The organism is Streptomyces sp. NBRC 110611 (assembly GCF_001590865.1).
Taxonomy (GTDB): Bacteria; Actinomycetota; Actinomycetes; order Streptomycetales; family Streptomycetaceae; genus Streptomyces.
In genome coordinates, this window is the sequence record NZ_BBUY01000015.1 from 17417 (window position 1) to 40251 (window position 22835).

17 protein-coding genes and 3 tRNA genes are annotated in these 22835 nt (G+C 70.2%); 2 read left to right on the forward strand and 18 right to left on the reverse strand.

Going from position 1 to position 22835, the window contains the following annotated elements; all coding sequences use genetic code 11:
- Positions 1 to 78: 78 nt before the first annotated feature.
- From AZE13_RS25185 to AZE13_RS25235, 11 genes are all read right to left on the reverse strand, one after another.
- A complete protein-coding gene (locus tag AZE13_RS25185) occupies positions 79 to 810 on the reverse strand; it encodes a YggS family pyridoxal phosphate-dependent enzyme (protein ID WP_066936452.1) in 732 nt (243 codons plus the stop codon).
- Between the two features lie 80 nt (positions 811 to 890).
- Entirely contained in the window at positions 891 to 1583 is a 693-nt protein-coding gene (locus AZE13_RS25190; RefSeq protein WP_066936454.1) for a B3/4 domain-containing protein, read from the reverse strand.
- A 26-nt stretch (positions 1584 to 1609) separates the two neighbouring features.
- Positions 1610 to 2242, reverse strand: coding sequence for a pyridoxamine 5'-phosphate oxidase (gene pdxH, locus AZE13_RS25195; protein ID WP_079124342.1), 633 nt, complete (start codon positions 2240 to 2242; stop codon positions 1610 to 1612).
- Between the two features lie 177 nt (positions 2243 to 2419).
- Positions 2420 to 3658 carry a hypothetical protein gene (locus AZE13_RS25200; protein WP_220127601.1) on the reverse strand — a complete coding sequence of 413 codons (1239 nt, stop codon included), beginning with the start codon at positions 3656 to 3658 and terminating at the stop codon, positions 2420 to 2422.
- 271 nt (positions 3659 to 3929) lie between these two features.
- Positions 3930 to 5705, reverse strand: a complete 1776-nt coding sequence (locus AZE13_RS25205; protein WP_066936460.1) for a WD40 repeat domain-containing protein — start codon at positions 5703 to 5705, stop codon at positions 3930 to 3932.
- A 25-nt stretch (positions 5706 to 5730) separates the two neighbouring features.
- Entirely contained in the window at positions 5731 to 6567 is an 837-nt protein-coding gene (locus AZE13_RS25210; protein ID WP_066936463.1) for a nucleic acid/nucleotide deaminase domain-containing protein, read from the reverse strand.
- 71 nt (positions 6568 to 6638) lie between these two features.
- On the reverse strand, positions 6639 to 7208 hold the full coding sequence (locus tag AZE13_RS25215; RefSeq protein WP_066936466.1) for an SUKH-4 family immunity protein: 570 nt from the start codon (positions 7206 to 7208) through the stop codon (positions 6639 to 6641).
- An 87-nt stretch (positions 7209 to 7295) separates the two neighbouring features.
- Positions 7296 to 8972, reverse strand: coding sequence for a nucleic acid/nucleotide deaminase domain-containing protein (locus tag AZE13_RS35825; protein ID WP_147264717.1), 1677 nt, complete (start codon positions 8970 to 8972; stop codon positions 7296 to 7298).
- Between the two features lie 665 nt (positions 8973 to 9637).
- Positions 9638 to 9714 (reverse strand) — tRNA-Ile (locus tag AZE13_RS25225).
- Positions 9715 to 9916: 202 nt separating this feature from the next.
- Positions 9917 to 9989 (reverse strand) — tRNA-Asn (locus AZE13_RS25230).
- Positions 9990 to 9994: 5 nt separating this feature from the next.
- Positions 9995 to 10067: transfer RNA gene (locus tag AZE13_RS25235), tRNA-Asn, on the reverse strand.
- Between the two features lie 220 nt (positions 10068 to 10287).
- Between AZE13_RS25235 and AZE13_RS25240 the strand changes: the two genes are divergently transcribed.
- Both AZE13_RS25240 and AZE13_RS25245 read left to right on the forward strand, forming a co-directional pair.
- Complete coding sequence (locus tag AZE13_RS25240) at positions 10288 to 10623, forward strand: hypothetical protein (protein WP_066936472.1); 336 nt, start codon at positions 10288 to 10290, stop codon at positions 10621 to 10623.
- Between the two features lie 189 nt (positions 10624 to 10812).
- Entirely contained in the window at positions 10813 to 12294 is a 1482-nt protein-coding gene (locus AZE13_RS25245; RefSeq protein WP_181690439.1) for an FGGY family carbohydrate kinase, read from the forward strand.
- A gap of 106 nt (positions 12295 to 12400) precedes the next feature.
- Here AZE13_RS25245 and AZE13_RS25250 read toward each other — a convergent pair whose 3' ends face one another.
- The 7 genes from AZE13_RS25250 to AZE13_RS25280 form a co-directional block, all read right to left on the reverse strand.
- A complete protein-coding gene (locus AZE13_RS25250) occupies positions 12401 to 13837 on the reverse strand; it encodes an RNA polymerase sigma factor (RefSeq protein ID WP_066936477.1) in 1437 nt (478 codons plus the stop codon).
- Between the two features lie 528 nt (positions 13838 to 14365).
- Positions 14366 to 16291: a DNA primase gene (gene dnaG / locus AZE13_RS25255; RefSeq protein ID WP_066936480.1), complete on the reverse strand. Its 1926-nt coding sequence runs from the start codon at positions 16289 to 16291 to the stop codon at positions 14366 to 14368.
- A gap of 137 nt (positions 16292 to 16428) precedes the next feature.
- Positions 16429 to 17508, reverse strand: a complete 1080-nt coding sequence (locus AZE13_RS25260) for a pyridoxal-phosphate dependent enzyme (protein WP_079124346.1) — start codon at positions 17506 to 17508, stop codon at positions 16429 to 16431.
- A 9-nt stretch (positions 17509 to 17517) separates the two neighbouring features.
- Positions 17518 to 18789, reverse strand: a complete 1272-nt coding sequence (locus tag AZE13_RS25265; protein WP_066936483.1) for an NAD(P)/FAD-dependent oxidoreductase — start codon at positions 18787 to 18789, stop codon at positions 17518 to 17520.
- A 416-nt stretch (positions 18790 to 19205) separates the two neighbouring features.
- Positions 19206 to 20702 carry a deoxyguanosinetriphosphate triphosphohydrolase gene (locus tag AZE13_RS25270; protein ID WP_398780224.1) on the reverse strand — a complete coding sequence of 499 codons (1497 nt, stop codon included), beginning with the start codon at positions 20700 to 20702 and terminating at the stop codon, positions 19206 to 19208.
- Between the two features lie 38 nt (positions 20703 to 20740).
- Entirely contained in the window at positions 20741 to 21718 is a 978-nt protein-coding gene (locus AZE13_RS25275; RefSeq protein WP_066936489.1) for a sirohydrochlorin chelatase, read from the reverse strand.
- 66 nt (positions 21719 to 21784) lie between these two features.
- Positions 21785 to 22813: an adenosine deaminase gene (locus AZE13_RS25280; RefSeq protein ID WP_066936741.1), complete on the reverse strand. Its 1029-nt coding sequence runs from the start codon at positions 22811 to 22813 to the stop codon at positions 21785 to 21787.
- Positions 22814 to 22835: the final 22 nt, after the last annotated feature.

Below are 22835 nucleotides of genomic sequence, written 5' to 3' on the forward strand. Positions count from 1 at the left end.
GGCTGGGGGTGTCCACGGCGGTGCCGGGGCTTCACTGGGCGGGGGATGTCACTGGGCGGGGGCACTGGGCAGGTGATGTCACTGGGCGGGGGCCGTCACTGGGCGGGGGCCGTCACTGGGCGGGGCCGGATAGGTCCGGTTCCCGAAGATGGCGGAGCCCACCCGTACGCAGGTGGCCCCGTGCTCGATGGCCGCGCCGTAATCGCCGCTCATGCCCATGGACAGCCCGGTGAGCCCATTGCGTGCGGCGATCTTGGCGAGGTGGCCGAAGTGCGGCTCGGAGGGCTCGCCGGCCGGCGGGATGCACATCAGGCCGGTGATGTTCAGCCCGTGGACGTCACGGCAGGACGCGATGAACGCATCGGCCTCCTGGGGCAGCACACCGGACTTCTGCGGCTCGGCCCCGGTGTTCACCTGGACGAACATCGCGGGCCGCCGCTCCTGGGCGTCGCACTGGCGCGACAGGGCCTTGGCGAGGGACGGCCGGTCCAGGGAGTGGATGACATCGAACAGGGCGACGGCCTCACGGGCCTTGTTGGACTGCAGCGGCCCGATCAGGTGCAGTTCGGTGCCGGGGTGATCCGCCTTGAGCGCGGGCCACTTGGCCTTGGCCTCCTGTACGTAGTTCTCGCCGAATGCCAACTGGCCGCAGGCGATGGCGCTGCGTACGGCGTCGTCACCGAAGGTCTTGCAGGCGGCGATCAGCCGTACGTCTTCGGGTGCGCGGCCCGAGCGCGCGCAGGCGGCGGCGATCTGTTCCCGGACTCGGGTCAGGCCGTCGGCTATGCCGGTACAACCAGGCGTACTCACGCTGAAATCCCCTTCTCCCGGGGGCGGTTCTCCCCGGGGCGGTACGCCGCCCGCCCCGCTGCGGGACGGGCGGCAAGCGGTCAGAAGTCGAGCCGGCGGTGGTCCTCGGCGAGGAGAGTGGACGCGCCCAGGCTGACGCCGAGCGTGGCCAGCCCCGCCGTCAGCTCGGTTTCCATCTCGGCCAGGTCCCGCGCGGCCGGTGCGTGATGTGCCTCCGCGACGATCAGCACGGAATCGCTGGCCTTCGAGACCACCGAGCGCGCGGACTGCCGGAAGGTCCAGCGGCGGGAGTGGGCGTTCCCGTCGGGGTCGGCGAAGACGACCTCGCCCGGCTCGGGGTGCTCGACCTCCCCCTGGAACGTCTCGTACTTCTCCGTCCCCGTGGCCGGGCGCACGGTGATCCCCTCGCCGATCTTCTCGGTGTCGAACACCGCGATGGGGATGGCGAAGGCCATGGAGACATGGTTGAGGTAGTCCACCAGCGGGTGGAAGCTGGGCAGGCTCTTGTCCTTGCGGTACCGGCGCAGCAGTGCCTCCGACGCGCATCGGTACTGGGTCGGCTTCAGGCCCATGCGCGAGAAGGCCTCACGCCATGCCGCGATCTCCGGCATCTCGGCCTCGGCCGCACCGCTCTGCCGCCGCTCGACCCGTTCGGCGAGCCGGCCGAGCAACGCCTCGTCCGTCGTTGCCGAGCTGACCCCGGTGACCGTGGCGGTCAGTGCCCGCAGGTTCCGGTGGCCGGACCAGATCTCGTCGGCGTGGGTGAAGTACATGCTGTCGAACCCTTCTCTGGCTTCCGCTAGGGGTAGAGGCGCCCCTGTTCCCAGGGCCCCTGGGGACTCATCCTGGTGAAAACGACCCGGTCGTGGAGCCGGAACGGCCGATCGGACCAGAACTCCAGGTAAACGGGCCGCACGCGGTAGCCCGTCCAGTGCTCGGGACGGGGCACTTCCCGGCCCTCGAAGCGCTTCGCCTGCGCCGCTACGGCATCCTCGAGCAGCTTGCGGGCGGCCAGCGGGCCGGACTGCCGACTGGCCCACGCGCCGATCCGGCTGTCGCGCGCACGCGAGGCGAAGTAGGCATCGGATTCGTCCGGGGTGACGAACTCGGCCGGCCCGCGAAAACGCACCTGGCGCCGGAGGCTTTTCCAGTGCAGTACGCCCGAGGCCTGCATGTTCTCCGCGAGTTCGCGGCCTTTGGCCGAGGCCGTGTTGGTGAAGAACACAAATCCGCGGGAGTCGTGGTGTTTGAGCAGCACCATACGGACATCCGGGAGCCCGTCGGCACCGGTGGTCGCGATGGCCATCGCATTGGGGTCGTTCAGCTCACTGGCCGACGCTTCCGCCAGCCACTGCCCGAACAACGTGAACGGAGCGTCTTCGTCGGCGGTACCGGCGGCGTGCTCCGGCAGCCCGTCGCGGGGTATGGACACGGCAAACTCCTGCCTGGCCGGCGGGGCACACCCCGGCCGGCCCGAGAAACGCGGATACGAGAAACCCGGATACGAGAAACCCGGGTGCGAGAAATCCGGGTGCGGGAAATCCGGTGCGGGAACGGATGGGCGTCCGGGCGGCCTCCGGAACTGCGGGAAACCGCCCGGGCCCGGTGATCAGTTCTTGACCGGCTGCTTCTCGGCGAGGAGGTTGCGCCATTTGTCGAGCTCATCACCGGCGGCCGTGATCAGGTCCATCGACCCGTCGCTGTTCACAAGGACTTCGGCGGCCGGCGGAACGTTGAGGAATTCCATGTGCTGGGTGGCACAGTAGGCCCCGGTGTCGAGAATGACCAGGTAACTCGTCGCATCCACTCCTTCCGGGACATGCACCTCCCCGGGCAGGAGGTAGTCGTTACGGAGGATGGTGCGGCCGCGGACCGCGGCGCTGACGCCCTTCTCGCTGACGATCTCGCGCATGTCCTGGTCGAGGAATGCCGTGTTGTGCCCCCGGTTGCGCAGCTGCGCCGAGGGCATGAGCATGCGGCAGCCGTTGGTGACGACGAGAGACGAGACCGGCGTGGTGATGACGGAGCGCTCCACCGACATCAGCAGGGCGCCCGTATCGGCCAGTACGTCGCGTGCGGGCTCGAAGAGGAACGTCACGTCCTCGGGGATGCCCATGCGGCGGGCGGCGTCGGCGAGCCGGCCGAAGTAGCGGGCCCAGTCGAAGTGCTTGTCCGCCTCGGCATGGGCGTCGTAGTCGAAGCCGTGACCGCCGGCGAAGTTGATGCCCCGGGCGGTGGGGAAGTGCCGCTGGAAGACCTCGAACATCTCCTCGACGGTGCGGACCATGTCGTCCAGGGAGTTGCCGCTGCCGCAGTACACCTCGACGCAGTCGAGCTCGCGTCCGTACTCCTTCAGGAGCGCGGTGAGCCGGTCCAGCTCCCCGTACTTGATGCCGGGCTTTCCGGAGTCGAGGGAGTCGATGCGGACACTGATCGAGGGTGCCCGGGTGACGAGGGCGTGCGTCACCTCGTCCAGGCTGGCGAGGAAGGTGGGACATCGCGTGTTGTCCCAGAAAGATATCTCCTGGTCGGAGACGTGCCCCGGGGAGACAATGAACTTGTCGAACCCATGGGCGCGCAGAATCCGGTACTCACTGGGCAGTTGCACCAGGACACCGAAGCCGTCCATTTCCTTGAGCGGTGCGAGGTGGTGCGGGTTCGAGTTCGGGAAGAACGGAATGTAGAACTCGACCCGGCCTCCCAGTCCCGCGTCGTCCGCGGCTCTTCGCACACGGGCCAGATTCTTGCGGAACTGGGCTTCGCTGTAGATGAAAACCGGAGTTCCCACCTGATCGGCGATGAGCTTCAAGTCGATCTTACGCAGCCACGAATGGGACAGTGCAGTCAAGACGGAACTCCCCTTCTTGTGTGTGCTCGCGACCGGCAACACAACAGGGGGAACCGACGGACGAAGACAGTGGTGCCATGCAGAAGCTCCCCCCGTGCACAATTCAACTAACTTTCCGTGCAGGCTCGACCATGGCTGGATCGCGCTAATTCCTAGCAGTCGCCGAGGGGTGCGGCAACAAAAACTCGAAGACGCTGACCGGAAACCGACCAGCTGGCTTGTTCACATACCTGCAATGTTCTGTATCCGGACGGGCGTTGACCAGCCGAAGTCAGTGGGCCTGGGCCCAGAGTTGGCCGAGGTCGAGTCGTATCGCGTGGAATCCGTCCGGGCCACCGACCGTCAGTTGCCCGGTGGGCGTGAAGGCGAGGGAGGTGCAGCGGGAGAGAAGTGGCAGTACGCGGACTGTTCCGCTCAGGAGGTGCCACAGGTGGATCTCCTGGTCGTTCCAGGCGGCGGCGAGGACGGGGCCGGCCGGCGTACTGGCGGCGGCGAGGGCGGTGATCAGTGCCGGCCGTTGATCGAGGGGGTTCTCCATCGGTGCCTGGGAGGTTTCCCAGAGGCGAAGGGAGCCGTCGAGTGCACCGCTGATGACGAAGGTCAGATCGTCCTCGGGACCCCGCAGGCAGGCCACGGCCGTGACCGGCGCGGTGTGCAGGCGGCAGGACCGGGGCATCGGACGGTACTCGCCGAGCGACCACAGGTGCACAGCTCCGTAGGCGTCGCCGATGGCCGCCAAGGACGAGTGGGGACAGCCCCCGATGGCTGTGGGCCGGTGGGAGTCCGCCGTGAGCGACGCCTGTCCGTGGTGGGAGGCGATGTGCCCGAGCACGGTGGCGGCCGGTCCGTCCTCGTCGGCGGTGACGGCGTGGAGCGGCCCGGTCTCGTCGAGAATCAGCAGTGCGTCGGAGCTGGATGCCGCGATACCGCAGGGACGCAGGGCAGCCGGTGCAGGGAGCGTTCCCGTCCGGTGTCCCGTGGCCGGATCATGCACGTACAGTCGGCCGAGGAGATCGGACAAGAGCAGCCCGCCACCCTGCGGGAGATGGACCTGAGCCGCCGTGGGCCGGCCGTGCTGTGCCCAGACGGCGCTCCACTGGTGCTGTTCCGCGAGGGGCCGCAGGTACTCACTCAGGCTGTGGCTGACCCCGAGGGCGGCGGCGTGCAGCAGGGCTGCCCGTTCGGGAACGCTGTGCTCGACGGCGGAGAGCTGCGGGGCCGCCCGTTCCCAGAGAGGACGAAGACCGGCCGGTGCCGCGGTGGCGGGGCTGCGCAGCGCGGCGGTGATGGCGGCGGCCGGGCCGTGGAGCAAGAACCCCGGATCGGCCAGCAGGGAGGAAACGGCCCTGCTGTCGCCCGCGTCGATGGCGGCGTCGAGTATGCGCACCAGGGACGGGTGAGGTGCCTGCGACCAGATGGGCCTGCCGTCGGCGGTTGCCGGAATGGTGGCACGCAGGGCGGCGAAACCGATCGGGATGTCGTCGGGGCGTTCGATGCCGGGGAACGGCAGCGCGCCGAGGTCGATTTCCTGATGTTCCTGGTCGGCGAGGAGTGTGGTCTCTCCTGTCTCCACCACCGCGCGGACGTGGGGGAGTTGCAGGAGAGGCAGGACGAACGCGTCGACGATGGTCTGCGGATCACCGGCCGGCTGGTCGGAGGGACCGCGGCCGGCGAGGTGGAGGTCGGGCAGCAGGAGCAGCAGCGGCCGTTGATCGGCGGCCACGCGCTCCAGCAGGCGATGCGGCGGTACGGGTCCGTAGCCGAGCTGGCGTCCCATCTCCCAGGCGACCGCGTCGGTGATCAGGCCCTGGGCGGGGACGGTGGCGTGGGCTGTGGTGGCGGGATGGGAAGCCGCGCCGGTGAGAAACCACGCGAGGAGGTGGCTCTTGCCGCTGGAGCGGCCGCCCCGCAGCAGGCACAACCGCGGCAGACCGGCGCCGGTCGTGGCGGCCCACTCGATGAGGGTTCGGCCGGCGGCCGAACGCTCCGCGGCCGGCGGCGGCCACTGCGCGGGATCGGGCGCCTGAGTACTGCCGGTGATCGTCACTGTGCGGCCATCCCGTCGTGTGCGTCTACTGCTGAGGGGGCTGGGCTGCGGCTTCGGCGAGCAGACGCAGCCCCTCGGCGCGGGACTCCGCGGTCTCGCCATAGGGGAAGTTGTGGGTCAGCTCGGCGTCGGGGAACGTCTGCGCCATCCACAGTGAGCAGTAGTGGCCGGGCATGAAGCACGGCTCCAACTCGGTGTGCACCTTCACGATCTGGTCCGCCTCGACGCCCGCCCCGCTCAGCGCGGACCACAGCCGCTCCTCCGGATGGAGGCCGATGGCTCCGGCCCGGGTGACGATCTGCTTCTGCCCATCCGCGCCGACATACTCCATCGCGGCGTACCACTCGCTGCCGGCGGTGTCGCGAATATCGTCCAGGACGAGCGGCCACCAGCTCTCGCGGTCGGCGAAGGCCGTGGGGTCCAGGTCGCGCAGGCGCTGCTCCGCGTCCGCGAACGCCTGCGCGGCGACCCGGGGTTGATCCGCGCCGACGATCGCCCGCAGGGCCTGGTCCAGCACGAGGAGGGACTGCGCGAAGGCTTCCGGGGAGGCATTCACATAGCGCGACGGCTCGTCGTAGTCGAGCAGCACAGCCCGCACGACACCGTGCGAGTCGCTGCACAACTCGGTCCCGCGATCGGTGCCGAGCCGCGCCAGCAGCCGATGCTCCTCCGAGGCCACCTCCCGGCCGACGGCTTCCGCGTAGGAGCCCAGCACGACAGGGGCGTCGGCAGTGGTGGAGAAGTAGGGGCCCACCTGCCAGGGGACGGCCACCTGCTCAAGCCGGCGGACGCTGCCCGGCGTACTCATCGGATCGACGGCCGCCTGACCGAAGTGCCGCATCTCGCCCTCAAGGGCCGCCATGGATAACTCCTAGATCGATTGCACGCAATCTCAAAGCCGCAGTATTCATCTCAAAGCCGCAGCATTCCGCATTACCTTGCGTCGGGATCGGAAACCCATTCAAGAATATCGTGCCAGCGTGAATGCGGTACATCGAGAGCCGCCGGATCGATCTGCCTCATCTGCGCGGTGAGACGCTGCTCCGCCCCTTCAGGGTCGAGCTCTTGCTCCAGTTCCTCGTCATAGTTCGGCCGCTCCAGCGCCAGCAGATAGAGGAAGTGAGCGAAGGAGTGCAGATCCTTGTTGAGCGGATACACCTCGTCTTCATCCGAAGGGAGACAGTAAACGACTCCCGTAGCGCCATCCAAGGCGATGTCATCGTAAGGAATCATGCCGAGGAGAACCCAGTTCGCCGCATTGTCCGGGAGGTTGGTCCACCGGTCCCCCATGTCCTCGTAGCAGGCGCCCACCTTCTTGAGCTCCCGACGGGACCGGTCGATCAGGTCGAACCAGGGATTGGCGCGGACCGGGAGTCCCACATTGCGCAGGAAGTCCACACTCGCTGCGTGCTCGATCCCGTCAAGCATTCCCTCGGGCAGCGTGAGCAACTCCTCCGAGCTGAACTCGCCTTCAAGTGTTGTCCGGTCAACGGGCGGCGTCATGCTGTGTCCTTACCTGTAACACGTGATGAGAGCAAACCGAGTTTATCACTCGGCTGGTATGTAACTTCCCTGGATGGCATCGACGCATCACTTGTTGGCCCTCAAGCGGGACAGATATGCCTTGACGTCGTCGTTCATGGCTTTTCTTGCCGGCTTGGAATCATTTTCCGGATAATCGAAGCTGTGAGTGGTGTCGACGTGCGAGAGTCGCTCGTTCATCCACTCCGCACATCTCGGACCGGACGTGCACGGCCCCCGCTCCGTATAGAGCTCCCGCATCCTCCCCTCTTGACCGTCACGGAGGACAGGAAACCCAACGATCCTCTCGGAGTGACGAAAACCGCTGCTTCTTCCCACCATGATGAAGTCGCCGTGACCGCCTGCACCGTCCATCCTCACTGCCGCATAGTTGTTGGGAGTGCCCGGCTTCCCCGGCTTGGGGCCGTAAGCGTCGCTCGAATGCCGAGCCAGCTGAGTGGCTCGTGACAACTGCGTGCCTCCGGGCTCAACTCTTCTGGACGGCTGGCGCGGCCGAGGCTTGGTGCCCTGCGGGTCCAGTTTGACGAGGGGTTCGCCTTCCTGGGGTCGGCCGACGTTGTCTCCGTTGAACTTCAGGCCGATGCGCTGCTTGTCCTCGTCGGTGAGCTTTTCCTTCTTCCCGTCAGGACGAAGACGCTGGACGGATCCGTCGTCGCCCAGCAGGTACATGGGCGTGCCGTCGTCACGCTTGCGCAATTTGGCCATCGACAGCGCGGTCTCGTCATCGTTGTCGCGATGGTTCTTGGCCATCTTCTTGACGCCACCGGTCATGGCCTCGTCGAGATGCGCAGCCGTCCTCTTGACGCCCTTCTCCAGTCCGTCCATGACCTTGTCGATCATCGGAGCGGCGGCGTTGGCGATGACGTCCTTGCCGCGGGTACGCCCGTGATGGCTCTTGGCGCGGCCGAGCTTGCCACCGGCCTTGTCACGGAAGGTGCCACCGGCACTCTTCAGTCCCGTGACGGCCTTGTCGTGGGCGTCAGGATCGAAAGTGAAGCCGCCGGCACCACCGCCGCCGCCTCCCCCTCCCCCGCCGCTCCCGCCGCTCCCGCCGCCGGCACTCAGCAGCTGCATGCCGGTAGCGGCGGATTTCCCGGCATCCTTGCCCGCCTGGGCCGCATGGCCGAGGTCAACGCCCTTCTGCGCACCAAGGGCGTTGGCCCCGAGCTGCACCACCAAGTCGCCGACCATCGCGCCAAGAGCCTCTTCGACAGGGGTCAGGGCGGCACTGACCACCTGCTCGACGACCTGCTGGCAGACCTCTTTGATGATCCTGCGTACCGCCAGGCGGGTGGCCTGAGTGCCGGCCAGCGCCCCCAACTCGGACAGGCCGAATGTGAAGGGCGCCGCGACCTGAGCGGCGACCACCTCAGCGGCGAGAATGCCGAGTTGGACGATTGCGGCGATCTTGGCGCCCTCGATGAGCACAGCCACGCCGTCCATGGCTGTCCCGGCCAGGCGCCCGCACTCGGCGAGCCCCTTCAGATGCTTCCCGTTGATCTTGCTCCAGTGGGCGTTGAGCGCCTCCACCCCCAGCGAACCGCCCGCCGAGCCAACGAGGCTCTGGATGGCTTGATGCGCTTCGTTCGCACCACCATCGATGTCATCCGCGAACTCCCGCAGCGCATCAGCCATATCGCGGTAATCGTCTTCATCCACATTCGGCCACGAAACGCCGATGATGTCGAGAATCTCATCCGCCCAGCCCGGTAGCACAACACCCACGCGAAACGAGCCCCCCGTCCATTAATCCCGCACAACGAGGTAGACGCTGTCACCCAGTTGACGGTTCCTCAAGGGACATTTGGGCCGTGGCACGCACGCACCCTGCAGCACGCGAGCCGCAACGATCACGCAGGAAAAGGGCAGGAAAAGGGTGGCGTGACGGCCTGGAAGTTTGGACGGCTCCCCCGTCACGCACCATCTGGCGACGGCAGCGACCTTCCGACCGCCGGCGCCCCCTCTCCGGTCGTCACGGCACTGTCCGGTCGCCGCACCGGCCCAGGCACTCCGGCCGACGGCCGACGGCGGTGCACGCCCTCGATGCCTCCCTCGCCACCGGGCTGGAGCAGCTACACAGGGTGCTACACCGGTCGGACGTGGTGCACCGCGATCTGAAGCCGTCCGGCGTCCTGGCAGCCGCACAGGGCCCGCGGATCATCGACTTCGGCATCGCGTGGGCCATGCCCAGGTACGGGGCCGGCACGCAGACGGCCGCGACACCAGGACCGTCGCCCACAAAAGCCAATTGTCCGATTTGCCGGACTTCGGCGTTGCGGCTTGTTTCCCCACATCACCGAGCGCATGATCAGGAAGGACTGCCAAGATCCTGCCGCAGTCGCTCTGACCAGCAAGGTAACTGGCCAGAGCGTTCCTGCGGCATCACCGCATGGTGGGGCGGGTGGGACTCGAACCCACGACCGACGGATTATGAGTCCGCTGCTCTAACCGGCTGAGCTACCGCCCCCTCCACGGCGCGTCGCGCACATTTGTGCGCGCCGTCTGCCGCAGCATAGCCGCTCATACGATCTGCTGCCCGTGCGGGCCGCCGTCGGGCGACGTTGGCTGCCCAAGAGGACTTCGATCACCAGGGTTTCGGTTCCCCGGAGCGGGAAACCGGGCCCCCGGCACAAGAAAAAGGACCCCTCCCGGGGTCCTCGTCCTCTGAGCTCCCCCGACTGGACTCGAACCAGTAACCTGCCGGTTAACAGCCGGCTGCTCTGCCAATTGAGCTACAAGGGAATGAGCTCCCCCGACTGGACTCGAACCAGTAACCTGCCGGTTAACAGCCGGCTGCTCTGCCAATTGAGCTACAGGGGACTGCTCTGCGTGCCTCGAATGCGCTGTCCTCCGGGTATCCGGACGGCAGGCGCTCGCTGCGAGACATACATTAGCGCAAGCAGGGGGGTGCTCCGCCAATCGGTATCGGCTCAGGTCACCTCGGGTGACCCCCGGCCCCGGAGGGTAGGCGCGGCGGCACCGCCCGGCGTCCGGCGCGCAGGGGCACCGGACGGGACCGACCAGAGGGAGAGGTGGAGCGATGCGCTACCGGCTCACGTTCATCGCGGGACTGGCCACCGGGTACGTGCTCGGGGCACGGGCCGGCCGGGAGCGGTATGAGCAGCTCCGCAAGGCCACCCAGCGGGTCGCGCAGAATCCGGCGGTCCGCAACAGCGCCGAGTCCGTCGCACTGACCGGGCGCGATGTGGTGTCGAAGGCGTACGGGAAGGTGTCGGCCAAGGTCGGCGACCATGTGCCCGGCTCCGTCCGCGACCGGGTCCGCTCGCTGCGCGAACAGCGCGTGAATCACGGGACCGGCCCGAACCACGGGAACACCGGGAACAACGGGAACGACTGGGGCACCAGCAATACGTGACACCCATGAGGTGACGCGGATGACGTGCCCCGTGACGTCCCCCCATGACGTGCCCCGCATGACGTGCCCCCGTGACGTGCTCCCATGACGGTGCCCTCCATGATCACCTGCGCGACGGCCTCTCCGGCGTCCTCGCCGGGCAAACCCTGACTCCTCCCCCATGCGTCCCATGGGGCATCATCTGAGGCCATGGGGATAGTCGCCGGATTGGACAGTTCGTCCGACAGCACACGGATCGTCGTCTGCGATGCGGACACGGGCGCCGTCATCAGACAGGGGTACGCGCCGCACCCCGTCGAGAAGGGGCCGGAGGCCGATCCGCAGGCGTGGCTGATGTCACTCGGCGAGGCGGCGGGCAACGGCCTGCTCGAAGGCGTGCAGGCCATCGGCGTCTCGGCGCAGCAGCACGGGCTGCTGACGCTGGACGCGGAGGGCAACCTCGTACGGCCCGCGCTGCTGGGCAACGACAGGCGGGCGCAGAGCGCGGCCGCGGATCTGGTGGACGCGCTGGGCGGGCGGAGCGCGTGGGCGCAGGCCATGGGGGCGGTGCCGCAGGCGGCGCACCCGGTGACCAAGCTGCGCTGGCTGGCCCGTACGGAGCCGGCGAACGCGGTCCGGATCGCCGAGGTCATGCAGCCGCACGACTGGCTGGTGTGGCAGCTCCTGGGGCGGCCGGCGCGGCGGACCACGGACCGGGGCGCGGCCTCGGGGACCGGTTTCTGGTCGGCGGCGACCGGCGCGTACCGGCCGGAACTGGTGGAGCTGGCGCTGGGCCGCCAGGTGCGGCTGCCGGAGGTGCTGGGCCCGTCGGGGACCGCCGGCTTCACCCCGGAAGGGCTGCTGATCTCCGCCGGCACCGGGGAGACCATGGCGGCCGCCTTCGGCCTCGGCGTCGGGGAGGGGGACGCCGTGGTGTCCCTGGGCGCCTCCGGATCGGTGTTCGGGATTCATCACGAAGCGCTGATCGACCCGAGCGGCACGATCACCTCGTTCGCGGACGCCACCGGCCGGCACCTGCCTGTGGTGCACACCAGCAATGCCGTACGGGTGCTGCGCGGTGCGGCGGAGATGCTGGGGACGGACCTGGAGGGGCTGTCCGAGCTGGCACTGAAGTCGTCGCCCGGTGCGTACGGCATGGTGCTGCTGCCCTATCTGGAGGGCGAGCGGACGCCTCATCTGCCGCACACCGCGGGGTCGTTGCACGGGATGCGGCGGGAGAGCATGAAGCCGGAGCACCTGGCACGGGCGGCCGTGGAGGGCATGCTCTGCGGGCTCGCGGACGCGCTGGACGTGCTGCGCGGCCGGGGCGTGGCGGTACGCCGGGTGTTCCTGCTGGGCGCGGCGGCGGAGCTGGGCGCGGTGCAGGCGATCGCCCCCGGCCTGTTCGGCGTGCAGGTCGTGGTGCCGCAGCCGGCGGAGTACGCGGCGCTGGGGGCGGCGCGGCAGGCGGCCTGGGCGTGGGGGGTGGCCCACGGTACGCTCACGCCGGCCGCCGGGACGGATCCCGGGCCGGGCGGCGGGGCCGCCTGGATCGACCCGCCGCAGTGGCCGGCCGCCGCGAGTCAGACCTTCGAACCGGGCGAGGACCTGCCGGTCGGCCAGGCCGTGCGCCAGCAGTACGCGGCGGTGCGCGACGAGGCCCACCCGGGGGCGTTCACGCGGGAGGCGTGAGGCGGCGGGGCCGGCCTGCCCTGGCCCTGCGCCCCCGGCCCGGACCTGGTCTCCTGCCCGCCCCGGACCAGTCCCGGCCCGGCCCGGTCCGCCGGTCCCGTCCCGCTCAGTCCAGGTAGCCGCGGAGCTGATCGGCGAAGGCGTGATCGCGGAGTTTGCTGAGCGTCTTGGACTCGATCTGCCGTATCCGTTCACGGGTGACACCGAAGATCCGGCCGATCTCCTCCAGAGTGCGGGGGCGGCCGTCGACGAGGCCGTAGCGGAGCTGCACGACCTTGCGTTCCCGTTCGCCGAGGGTGGACAGGACCGCGTCGAGGTGCTCGCGGAGCAGCAGGAACGCGGCGGACTCGACGGGTGAGGCGGCGTCGCCGTCCTCTATGAGATCGCCGAGGGCGACGTCCTCCTCCTCGCCGACGGGGGCGTGCAGCGAGACCGGCTCCTGGGCGAGCCGCAGCACTTCGCTGACGCGTTCCTCGGTGAGGTCGAGGTGGGCGGCGACCTCCTCCGGAGTGGGTTCGTAGCCGCGCTCCTGGAGCATCCGCCGTTGGACCCGTACGACGCGGTTGATCAGCTCGACGACATGGACCGGGACGCGGATGGTCCGGGCCTGGTCGGCGAGGGCGCGGGACATCGCCTGACGGATCCACCAGGTGGCGTAAGTGGAGAACTTGTAGCCGCGGGCGTAGTCGAACTTCTCGACGGCGCGGATCAGTCCGAGGTTTCCCTCCTGGACGAGGTCGAGCATGGTCAGTCCACGGCCGACGTAGCGCTTGGCGACGGAGACCACCAGGCGCAGGTTGGCCTCGATCAGACGGCGCTTGGCCATCCGGCCGAGGACCACCAACCTGTCCAGGTCGTAGGCGAGTTGGGAGCAGAGATCAGGGGTGTTGGCGAGCTTCTCCTCGGCGAAGAGACCGGCCTCGACACGTCGGGCGAGCTCGACCTCCTCGACGGCGGTGAGCAGCGGTATCCGCCCGATCTCGCGGAGGTACTGGCGGAAGAGGTCGGAGGACGGGCCGCCGCCAGGCTCGGCACGAGGCGGCGGCTCGGGACCGGGATCCGATTCCGCGTGCACCCCCTGCCCGGATTCCACCTCCGCCTCCGCCTCCGCCCCCGCCCCCGACTCCGACTCCGACTCCGACTCCGCACCAGCATCCGCCCCCAGTCCCGTATCCGTATCCGTATCCGTATCCGCATCCGTGCCCGCATCCGGTACGAGCACCAATCCCCGCTCAGCCCCCTGGCTTTGCTCCCGCTTCCGCTCTCCCTCCCGTTCCCGAGAAATCTCCTCCGGGAGCATCTCGGCGGCTGGCGGTTCGGCCTGCTGCGGCACGGTGACGGGGTCGGCGGCCGGGCCGAGGAGTGGCCGCGTGGCCGGCTCCGTGACGGGTTCCGCGAGCTGCTCGCCGGCCGGTTGGGGGGCGGCCGACGCGTCGGCGAGGGTCTGGGTCTGCACGGGGGCGACCTCCAGGGTGATCGCTGCTGAGGCGGCAGAAAGGCCGGGTACGGTTGCGGCCGAGCCGCCGTCCGTCCCGTACGTCAAGAGCGGTTCCGCGGGGGTTTCCGGTGGCGTACGACCGGACCCGCCGCGCTCCGAGGACTCAGGCACCGCTTCTCAGTGTGGAGTACGACACACTCCTGCCACGAGGGGCGTGCGACCACTTTTTGAGTCCGGTCCGTGACCGGACGGCTACCGCGGGGTGTTACGGGGTGGCTGGGCGGGGTGGCTGGGCGGGGCGGTAAGGGCGTCCGCGCGGGAAAGGCCAGCGGCAAGATCAGGAGAAGGCTGGGGAAAGGCCGAGGGAAGGTCAGGGGAACTTCCGGGCGATGCCCTACGGGGCGGTCGAACAGATCCCCTAGGGGATGCGAGCGCCCCCTGCGGGGCCTCAACGCGGCGGGGTCCGGAGGTATTCCCGGTGGCTCAACGGGCTCACGAGCTCAACGGGCTCAACACGGCGGGGCCTGGTCGGTGTTCCCGGTGAGCTGAGGGGCGGTTCCCCAGCAGACCATGCCGCGCAGGCCGCGGCCGCGCAGACCGTGACTGGCGCGAGATGTGGCGGTGGATGCGGCGTTACAAGGCGGCGTAGCCGCGTTCGCGGAGGGACTGGCCGTACTGCTGGAGGATCCAGAGTTCGTTCTGGACGGCGGCGAGCTGGTCGGGGTCGGCGCGGGGGCCGAGGCGCTGCAGGGTGCCGCGGATCTCGGTGACGCGCTGGTTCACGGCGGCCAGCCGGACGGCGACCAACTGGACGCCGGCGTAGGCCTCGTCGGGCTCGCGGCGGGTGTGCAGCGGTTCCACCACGAGCTCGGTGACCAGCGCGCGGACGGTGTCGTCGGGGGCGGCCTCGCGGACCCGGGCGACATAGTCGCTGTCGGCGGCGCCGGCCGTGGTGCCGCCGGCCTCCTCGATGCACTGGCGGACCACCGCGTACGGCGGCGCGGTGAACTCGTCCGCCCCGTACGCGTCGAAGGCCGGGGAGACCAGGTCAGGGCGCTGCAGGGCGAGTTTGAGCAGCTCGCGCTCGACGCGGTGGGCGGGGCTGCGGAGGTTGAGGGCGGGACCGCGCGGGCCGGGGGCGGGGCGGGCGTGCTCGGCCTCGGGGGCAGCCGGGGCGCGGCGCTGCTGCCTGCCCTGCGGGGCGCCACCGCCGTCGCGGCCGCGCTCGCGGGCCCAGCGGGCGAGCTGGGCGACGCGCTTGACCACGAACTGGGTGTCCAGGATGCCGAGCATGCCGGCGAGCTGGACGGCGGATTCGTGCTGAATGGAGCTGTTCTTGATGTTGGCGACGATGGGGGCCGCCTCGTCCAGGGCGGCGGCCCGTCCCACGGCCGTGTCGAGGTTGTGGCGGGAGACGACCTGGCGGAGGGCGAATTCGAAGAGGGGCGTACGGGACTCGACGAGATCGGCGACGGCCTGCTCGCCCTTGGCGAGGCGCAGGTCGCAGGGGTCCATACCGCCGGGGGTGATGGCGATGGAGGTCTGGGCGGCGAACTTCTGGTCGTCCTCGAAGGCGCGCAGAGCGGCCTTCTGCCCTGCGGCGTCGCCGTCGAAGGTGAAAACGACCTCGGAGCCGGAGTTGTCCATCAGCAGGCGGCGGAGGATCTTGATGTGGCCCTCGCCGAAGGACGTGCCCGAGGTGGCGATGGCGGTGGTGACACCGGCGAGATGGCAGGCCATCACGTCCGTGTAGCCCTCGACCACGACCGCGCGGTTGGTCTTGGCGATCTCCTTCTTGGCGAGGTCGATGCCGTAGAGGACCTGGGACTTGTGGTAGATGGGGGTTTCGGGGGTGTTCAGGTACTTGGGGCCGTTGTCGTCGTCGCGGAGCTTACGGGCGCCGAAGCCGACGACCTCGCCGGCGATGTCCCGGATCGGCCACATCAGGCGGCCGCGGAAGCGGTCGATGGGCTTGCCGCTGCGGCTGTCCTGGGAGAGCCCGGAGACGATCAGTTCCTTGTCCGTGAAACCACGGCCGCGCAGGAAGCGGGTGAGGTGGTCCCAGCCGGCCGGGCTGTAGCCGATGCCGAAATGCTGGGCGGCGGCCTGCTCGAAACCGCGCTCGGCGAGGAACCGGCGGGCGATCTCGGCCTCGGGGCTGTCGAGCTGCTCGGCGTAGAACTGGGCGGCGACCTTGTGGGCCTCGACCAGGCGGGTGCGCTCGCCCTGCTGGCGGCCGGGGGTGTAGCCGCCCTCTTCGTAGCGGAGGGTGATACCGGCCTGCGCGGCGAGCCGCTCGATGGTCTCGGCGAAGGAGAGGTGGTCGATCTTCATGACGAAGTCGACGGTGTCGCCACCCTCCTGGCAGCCGAAGCAGTGGTAGAGGCCCTTCGCGGGGCTGACGTGGAAGGACGGGGACTTCTCGTCATGGAAGGGGCAGAGGCCCTTGAGGTTGCCGCCGCCGGCGTTGCGGAGCTGGAGATACTCGGATACGACGGCGTCGATCGGGACCGCGTCCCGCACCGCCTTCACATCGTCATCGTTGATCCTGCCTGCCACGCAAGAATTCTACGGTGGGGGTACGACAGTCCCCGCCGACCGCCCTCCCCCGCCCTCCCGGCCCGGTCGGCCGACCGCCGACGCCCGGCCGCGCCGGCCAGCCGCCCGCCCATGCCCGGTTCCCGCCGGCCGGGCGGCTACGCCATCAGCTCCAGGAAGCGGTCGAGGCCGATGTTGCCGCCGGAGATGATCAGGCCGATGCGGGGCGGGAGCGGCGTGAGGCGGTGGCGGCCGGCGAGGAGGGCGGCCAGGGCGCTGGCACCGCTGGGCTCGGTGACGATCTTGAGGCGTTCGAAGGCGAAGGCCATGGCGGCGCGGATCTCGTCGTCACTGACCAGGGCCACCGAGTCGAGGAGACGCTGGTTGATGCCGAAGGTCAGGGCGCCGGGGGCGGCGACGGCCTGGCCGTCGGCGATGGTGCGCGGGACGGGAATGGTGACGGGGTGGCCGGCGGCCAGTGAGCGGAAGGTGTCGTCGCCGGCCTCCGGTTCGACGCCGATCATGCGGATACCGGGGGCCAGAGCGGTGGCGGCGACGGCCGAGCCGGCCATCAGCCCGCCACCGCCGATCGGGGCCAGCAGCGCGTCGAGCGGGCCGGTCTCCTCGATCAGTTCCAGGGCGGCAGTGCCCTGGCCGGCGATGACGTGCGGATGGTCGTACGGCGGGATGAGGGCGAGGCCGCGCTCCTCGGCGAGCTGATGGGCAAGAGCGGCGCGGTCGGCGGTGTAGCGGTCATAGCGGACGATCTCCGCGCCGTATCCGGCCGTGGCGTCGATCTTGGACTTCGGGGAGTCCTCGGGCATGACGATCACGGCACGGCTGCCCAGCTCGCGCGCGGCGAGGGCGACGGCCTGGGCGTGGTTGCCGGAGGAGTAGGCGGCGACGCCGCGGGCCAGCTGCTCGGGGGACAGCCGGGAGACGGCGTTGTAGGCGCCGCGGAACTTGAAGGCGCCGACCCGCTGGAAGTTCTCGCACTTGAGGTGGACCTCGGCGCCGACCAGCGCGTCGAGGGTGCGGGAGCACAGTACGGGCGTGCGGTGGGCCACGCCCGTCAGCCGCCGGGCGGCGTCCCGGACGTCGTCGAAGGTGATGAGGTCCGGGATGCCGCTGCCAGAACCGCCGGGGCCGGTGGCACTGCTGGGTCCGGTGGAATCGGCGGGACCGGCGGGACCGGCAGGCCCCGTGGGGCTGAGCGGGCCAGTGGGGCTCGTCGTCATACGCGCACGCTACGGGAGCAGTGAATCGAGCGGAACCTCCGGATCGGCCAGCGCGGCGGGATCGATCGGGCGGCCGGACCGGATGAGACCCTGGATGGTCTCGGTGACGTCCCAGACGTTGACGTTCATCCCGGCCAGCAGGCGGCCGTCCGGGGCGAGCCAGAAGGCGACGAACTCCCGCTTGGCGACGTCGCCACGGCAGACGACCTGCGCGTACGAGCCGGGCGGGGCGTAGCCGGAGTACTCCATCCCGACGTCGTACTGGTCGGAGAAGAAGTACGGGACGCGGTCGTAGCTGACGGCCTGGCCGAGCATGGCGCGGGCGGCGGCCGGGCCGCCGTTGAGGGCGTTGGCCCAGTGTTCGACGCGCAGGCGGGTGTCCAGGAGGGGGTGGTCGGCGGCGGCGACATCACCGGCGGCGTAGATGTACGGGTCGGAGGTGCGGAGCCCGGAATCCACCGCGATGCCGCCGCCCGACGAGCCCTCGCGGTCCACGAGGTCGAGCCCGGCCTGCTCGGCGAGGGCGGTGCGCGGGGCGGCGCCGATCGCGGCGAGCACGTCGTGAGCGGGGTGCTCCTCGCCGTCGTCGGTACGGACCGCGAGCACCATGCCGTCCTGGCCGACGATCTCGGTGAGGCGGGCACCGAAGTGGAAGCGGACGCCGTGTTCGCGGTGCAGCTCGGTGAACAGGCCGCCGAGTTCGGGACCGAGGACGCCGTACAGCGGGGTCGGGGCGGTTTCGATGATGGTGACCTCGGCACCGTAGGTACGGGCCGCGGCGGCGACCTCCAGGCCGATCCAGCCGCCGCCGGCGATGACGAGCTGCCCGTTCTCCCGGCCGAGGGAGGCGAGGACCCCGCGGAGCCGTTCCGCGTGGGCGAGGCGGCGGAGGTGGTGCACCCCGGCCAGGCCGGTACCGGGGATGTCCAGGCGGCGCGGTTCGGCGCCGGTGGCCAGCAGCAGCTTGTCGTAGACGATCAGGGCACCGTCACCCAGGCGTACGGTCTTGGCGACGGGGTCCAAGTGGACGGCGGGCTGGCCCAGGTGGAGCTCGATCTGGGCCTTGGCGTACCAGGCGGGTTCATGGATGAAGACGCTGTCGCGCTCCTCCTTGCCGAGCAGGTACCCCTTGGACAGCGGGGGGCGCTCATAGGGGTGGTCGCGCTCGTCACAGATGAGGATCACCCGTCCGGTGAAGCCCTCCGAGCGGAGCGTCTCCGCTGCCTTCGCTCCGGCCAGGCCACCCCCGACGATGACGAACGTCTGGTGTGCGTCGACCACTTGCTTCCTCCTCGTTGCGGTGCCGTACGTCCGCGGCCGTCCGCGGCCGCGTCCGTAAACGCCCCCCGTGTCTCACTCCCCCGTGATTCCCCCCGTCTCCTCCCGCGTCCCTTCCCGTTCCCCCGAGGTGTCCCCGAGGTATCCCTGATGCCCTCCCGGCGTCCTTCCGACGTCGTCCCGGTGTACGTCCGGTGCACCTCCGGTGCTTCCTGTAGATGTACGTGGCGCCGTCAAGGTTCCCGTCAAGGTTCCTGTCGGGGTTCCCATCAGGGGTGGTGAGGGTTCCCGTCCGGCACCGGCACGGCTCTCGTCCGGTGCCGGGAAGGCTCCCGTACAGCGCCATTGGGGCGCGGCCGGCTCCGAGCGTCCCGCACGGAGCGTGAGGGGGGAAGAGGGCTTACCCCTAAGGGTCTCCCTCAGTTGGCCTTCGCGTTACCAGGGCGTCGGGTGAGACGCGCGTGCAGAGAGCGCGCCGAGGCGTCCGTCAGGGCCGCGATCTGGTCGATGACGGCACGCATGCGGGCGGTGTCGTCGGGAGCCGCGTCGAAGAGTGAACGGAACTGTGGATCAAGGCCGTCGGGGGCCCGGGCGAGCAACGCCTCCGCCAGTTCGGCGATGACGACGCGCTGATCGGCACGGAGCGCCTCCTGGTCGGGCCGCTGGATCACATACCGGTCGGCGACGGCCTTCAAAACGGCGCATTCCAGTTGTGTTTCGGCCGGAACCACTAGCTCCGCCTGGTAGCGGGTGAGCCGTCCGGTGCCCCACCGGGCCCGGGTCGCACCCTCCGCGGCCAGGCAGAACCGGCCGATCAGCTGGCTGGTGGCGTCCTTGAGGCGGGCCTGTGCGACCGCGGAGCCGTCGTAGCCGTGCGGCCACCACTCCTGCTCCAGGAGGCGGTCCAGCGCCGCGGCCAGCTCCTCGGGTCCGGCGCCGGGCGCATAGCGCGCCGCGGCGACCGCGAAGATCTCGGCGCGCTCGGCGTCGGCGAGCAGGAGGTTGGGGTCGAGGTGTCCGGCGTGCAGCCCGTCCTCGACGTCGTGCACCGAGTACGCGACGTCGTCGGACCAGTCCATGACCTGCGCCTCGAAGCTCTGCGCCCCGTCGGGCGCGCCCTGCCGGAACCACTCGAACACCGGCAGGTCGTCCTCGTAGACCCCGAACTTGCGGGACGCGGGGTCGGTGGGGTGCGCGCCGCGCGGCCACGGGTACTTGGTGGCGGCGTCGAGGGCGGCACGGGAGAGGTTCAGCCCGACGCTGACGGTCGTACCGTCCGGGGCGGGCACGAACCGCTTGGGCTCCAGACGGGCCAGCAGCCGCAGCGACTGGGCGTTGCCCTCGAAGCCGCCGCACGGCGCGGCGACTTCGTTGAGCGCCTGCTCGCCGTTGTGCCCGAAGGGCGGATGTCCGAGGTCGTGCGCCAGACAGGCGGTCTCGACCAGGTCCGGGTCGCAGCCGAGGGCGGCACCGAGTTCCCGGCCGACCTGGGCGCACTCCAGGGAGTGGGTCAGCCGGGTGCGCGGGCTGGCGTCCCAGGCGGGGGTGTGCGCCCCGGGGGTGACGACCTGGGTCTTGCCGGCCAGTCTGCGCAGCGCGGCGGAGTGCAGTACCCGGGCGCGGTCGCGCTGGAAGGCGGTACGCCCGGGCCGTTTGTCGGGCTCGGGGACCCAGCGTTCGGTATCGGCCGGGGTGTAGCCGGGGATGGCGGGGACGGCGGGAGTGGCGGGGATGGCGGCGGAGTCGCCCACTGGTGCCCCTGGTCCCGTAGTTCCCGGCCCAGAAGTCCCCAGTCCTGGTGTCCCCAGTCCTGGTGTCCCTCGTCCAGAAGCCCCCGGCCCCGGAGCCCCCGATCCTGGTGTCCCTGGACCCGGTGGTGTCCGAGGAGTCGATGGCGTACCGGATCCCCGTGGCATGTCGGACCCCGATGGTGTGCAGGATGATGTGCTGCCCGTCATACAGCGACGGTAGCCGCCCTGACGCTCTCGGAGCCGGATCCGGTACGCGTGATGAGCGCCTGGTCGTAGCGGTGGAGTACCAGACGGGCCAGCGCGGGGTGGTCTCCCAGGGGTGCGGCGGCGACTCCGGGAGCGGCGGCGGCGCACTGGGCGGCGAAGTGGCCGGGTGCGGTGAAGCAGCCGGCGACCGCGATCCGCCGGTGGCCGCGAGCGGTCAGCGCCTGTACGGCTTCGGCGACGGTGGGGGCGGCGGCCGACGCATAGGCGGACAGGACGGGGAGGCCGCCGAGCCGGGCGGAGAGCAGCTGCGCGGTGCGTTCGGTGTCCTGGGCGGAGCGGGCGGCACGGGAACCGGCGGCGGCCAGGATCACGGCCGTGGTGCCCCAGCCGGACGCGGCCCCGGCCTCCAGCAGCCTGCCGTACAGCGCCTCGGCGAGGAGGGCATGCGGTCCGAGGGGCTCGGCGATCCGGCCGGTCAGATGGGGCGCGCCGGCCAGCGCGGCGGGCAGGTCGTGGGTGACGTGGTACCCGTGGCCGAAGAGCAGCGGTACGAGGACGGCCTCGCCGCGCAGCTCGCCGAGGGTGTCGGCGAGCAACGGCCGGTCGAGTTCGATGTGCCCGAGCCGTACGGACAGTCCGGGGCGGAGGGCGCGGACCCGGTCGAGCAGGGCGCGGATAGCCGGCAGCGCGCGGGGGTCCCGGCTGCCGTGGGCCACCGCGACGAGAGTGGGGGCGGCGGGCCCCGTATCGCGGGTGGGGGCGGCGGGCCCCGTATCGCGGGTGGAGGCGGCGCGTCCCGTATCGCGGGTGGGGGCGGCCGGCCCCGTATGGCGGAAGCCGTGCAGCCGGACCCTGCGGAGCTGGGTGCTGAGCTGGACGGTGATTGCGGCAGCCAGGTCCCCGCCGCCGAGCGGCGCCGAGGATGGCGACAGAGACGGGGACGGGGAGTGTGGGTGTGGTATCGGCGCCCTCATGAACTGAGCGTGGCAACCGAGCGTTGCGGCACCGTTTCCCCGCGACGACATCCATGTTCCGTACGGCTACCAGCCCGGCCGACGGGCCGGTGCGGCCGCCTCGTGCGCGTCCACCTCCCGCAGGTACCTCGCGCGGGTGTCCTCGTCCAGGAAGGAGGCGCGGAAGGAGTTCCGGGCCAGCGTGCGCAGCGTCGCGTCATCGAGGCCCAGGGCCTCCCGCACGGCGATGAAGTTGTCGTCCACGTAGCCGCCGAAATAGGCCGGGTCGTCGGAGTTGACGGTCACCAGCAGCCCGGCGTCCAGCATCGCGGGCAGCGGGTGCGCGGCGAGGTCATCGATCACCCGGAGCCGTACGTTCGACAGCGGGCACAGGGTGAGCGGCACCTGCTCCGCCACCAGACGGGCCACCAGCCGCTCGTCCTCCATGCACCGCACCCCGTGATCGATCCGGTCCACGCCGAGTATGTCCAGGGCCTGCCACACATAGCCGGCGGGCCCCTCCTCCCCCGCGTGCGCCACACACTTCAGACCGGCCTCCCGGGCCAGCGCGAAGACCTCCGCGAACTTGGCCGGCGGATGCCCGACCTCGGCCGAGTCCAGGCCGACGGCGGTGATCCGGTCCAGGTACGGGCGGGCCGCCTCGAAGGTCTCCAGGGCGGAGTCGGCACTCTCGTCGCGCAGGAAGCACATGATCAGGCGGGTGCTGATCCCGTAGCGCTCCTGGGCGGTGTCGAGTGCGCGGGCCAGGCCGCCGATGACCGTACCGACCGGGACGCCGCGTGCGGTGTGCGCCTGCGGGTCGAAGAAGATCTCGGCGTGCCGAACGCCCTGGTGCCGGGCGCGGGCGAGGTAGGCATGTGCGAGGTCGGTGAAGTCGTCCTCGGTGCGCAGCACGGCCATCAGCGCGTAGTAGAGGTTGAGGAAGGACTGCAGGTCCTCGAAGGAGTAGGCACGGCGCAGCTCGTCCTCGGTGGCGTAGGGCAGGGCAACGCCGTTGCGCTCGGCGAGCGCGAAGGCCAGCTCGGGCTCCAGGGTGCCCTCGATGTGCAGATGCAGCTCCGCTTTGGGCAGCGGGCCTTGCTCTGCCGGGGGCAGCGGGCCCGGCTCTGCCGGGAGC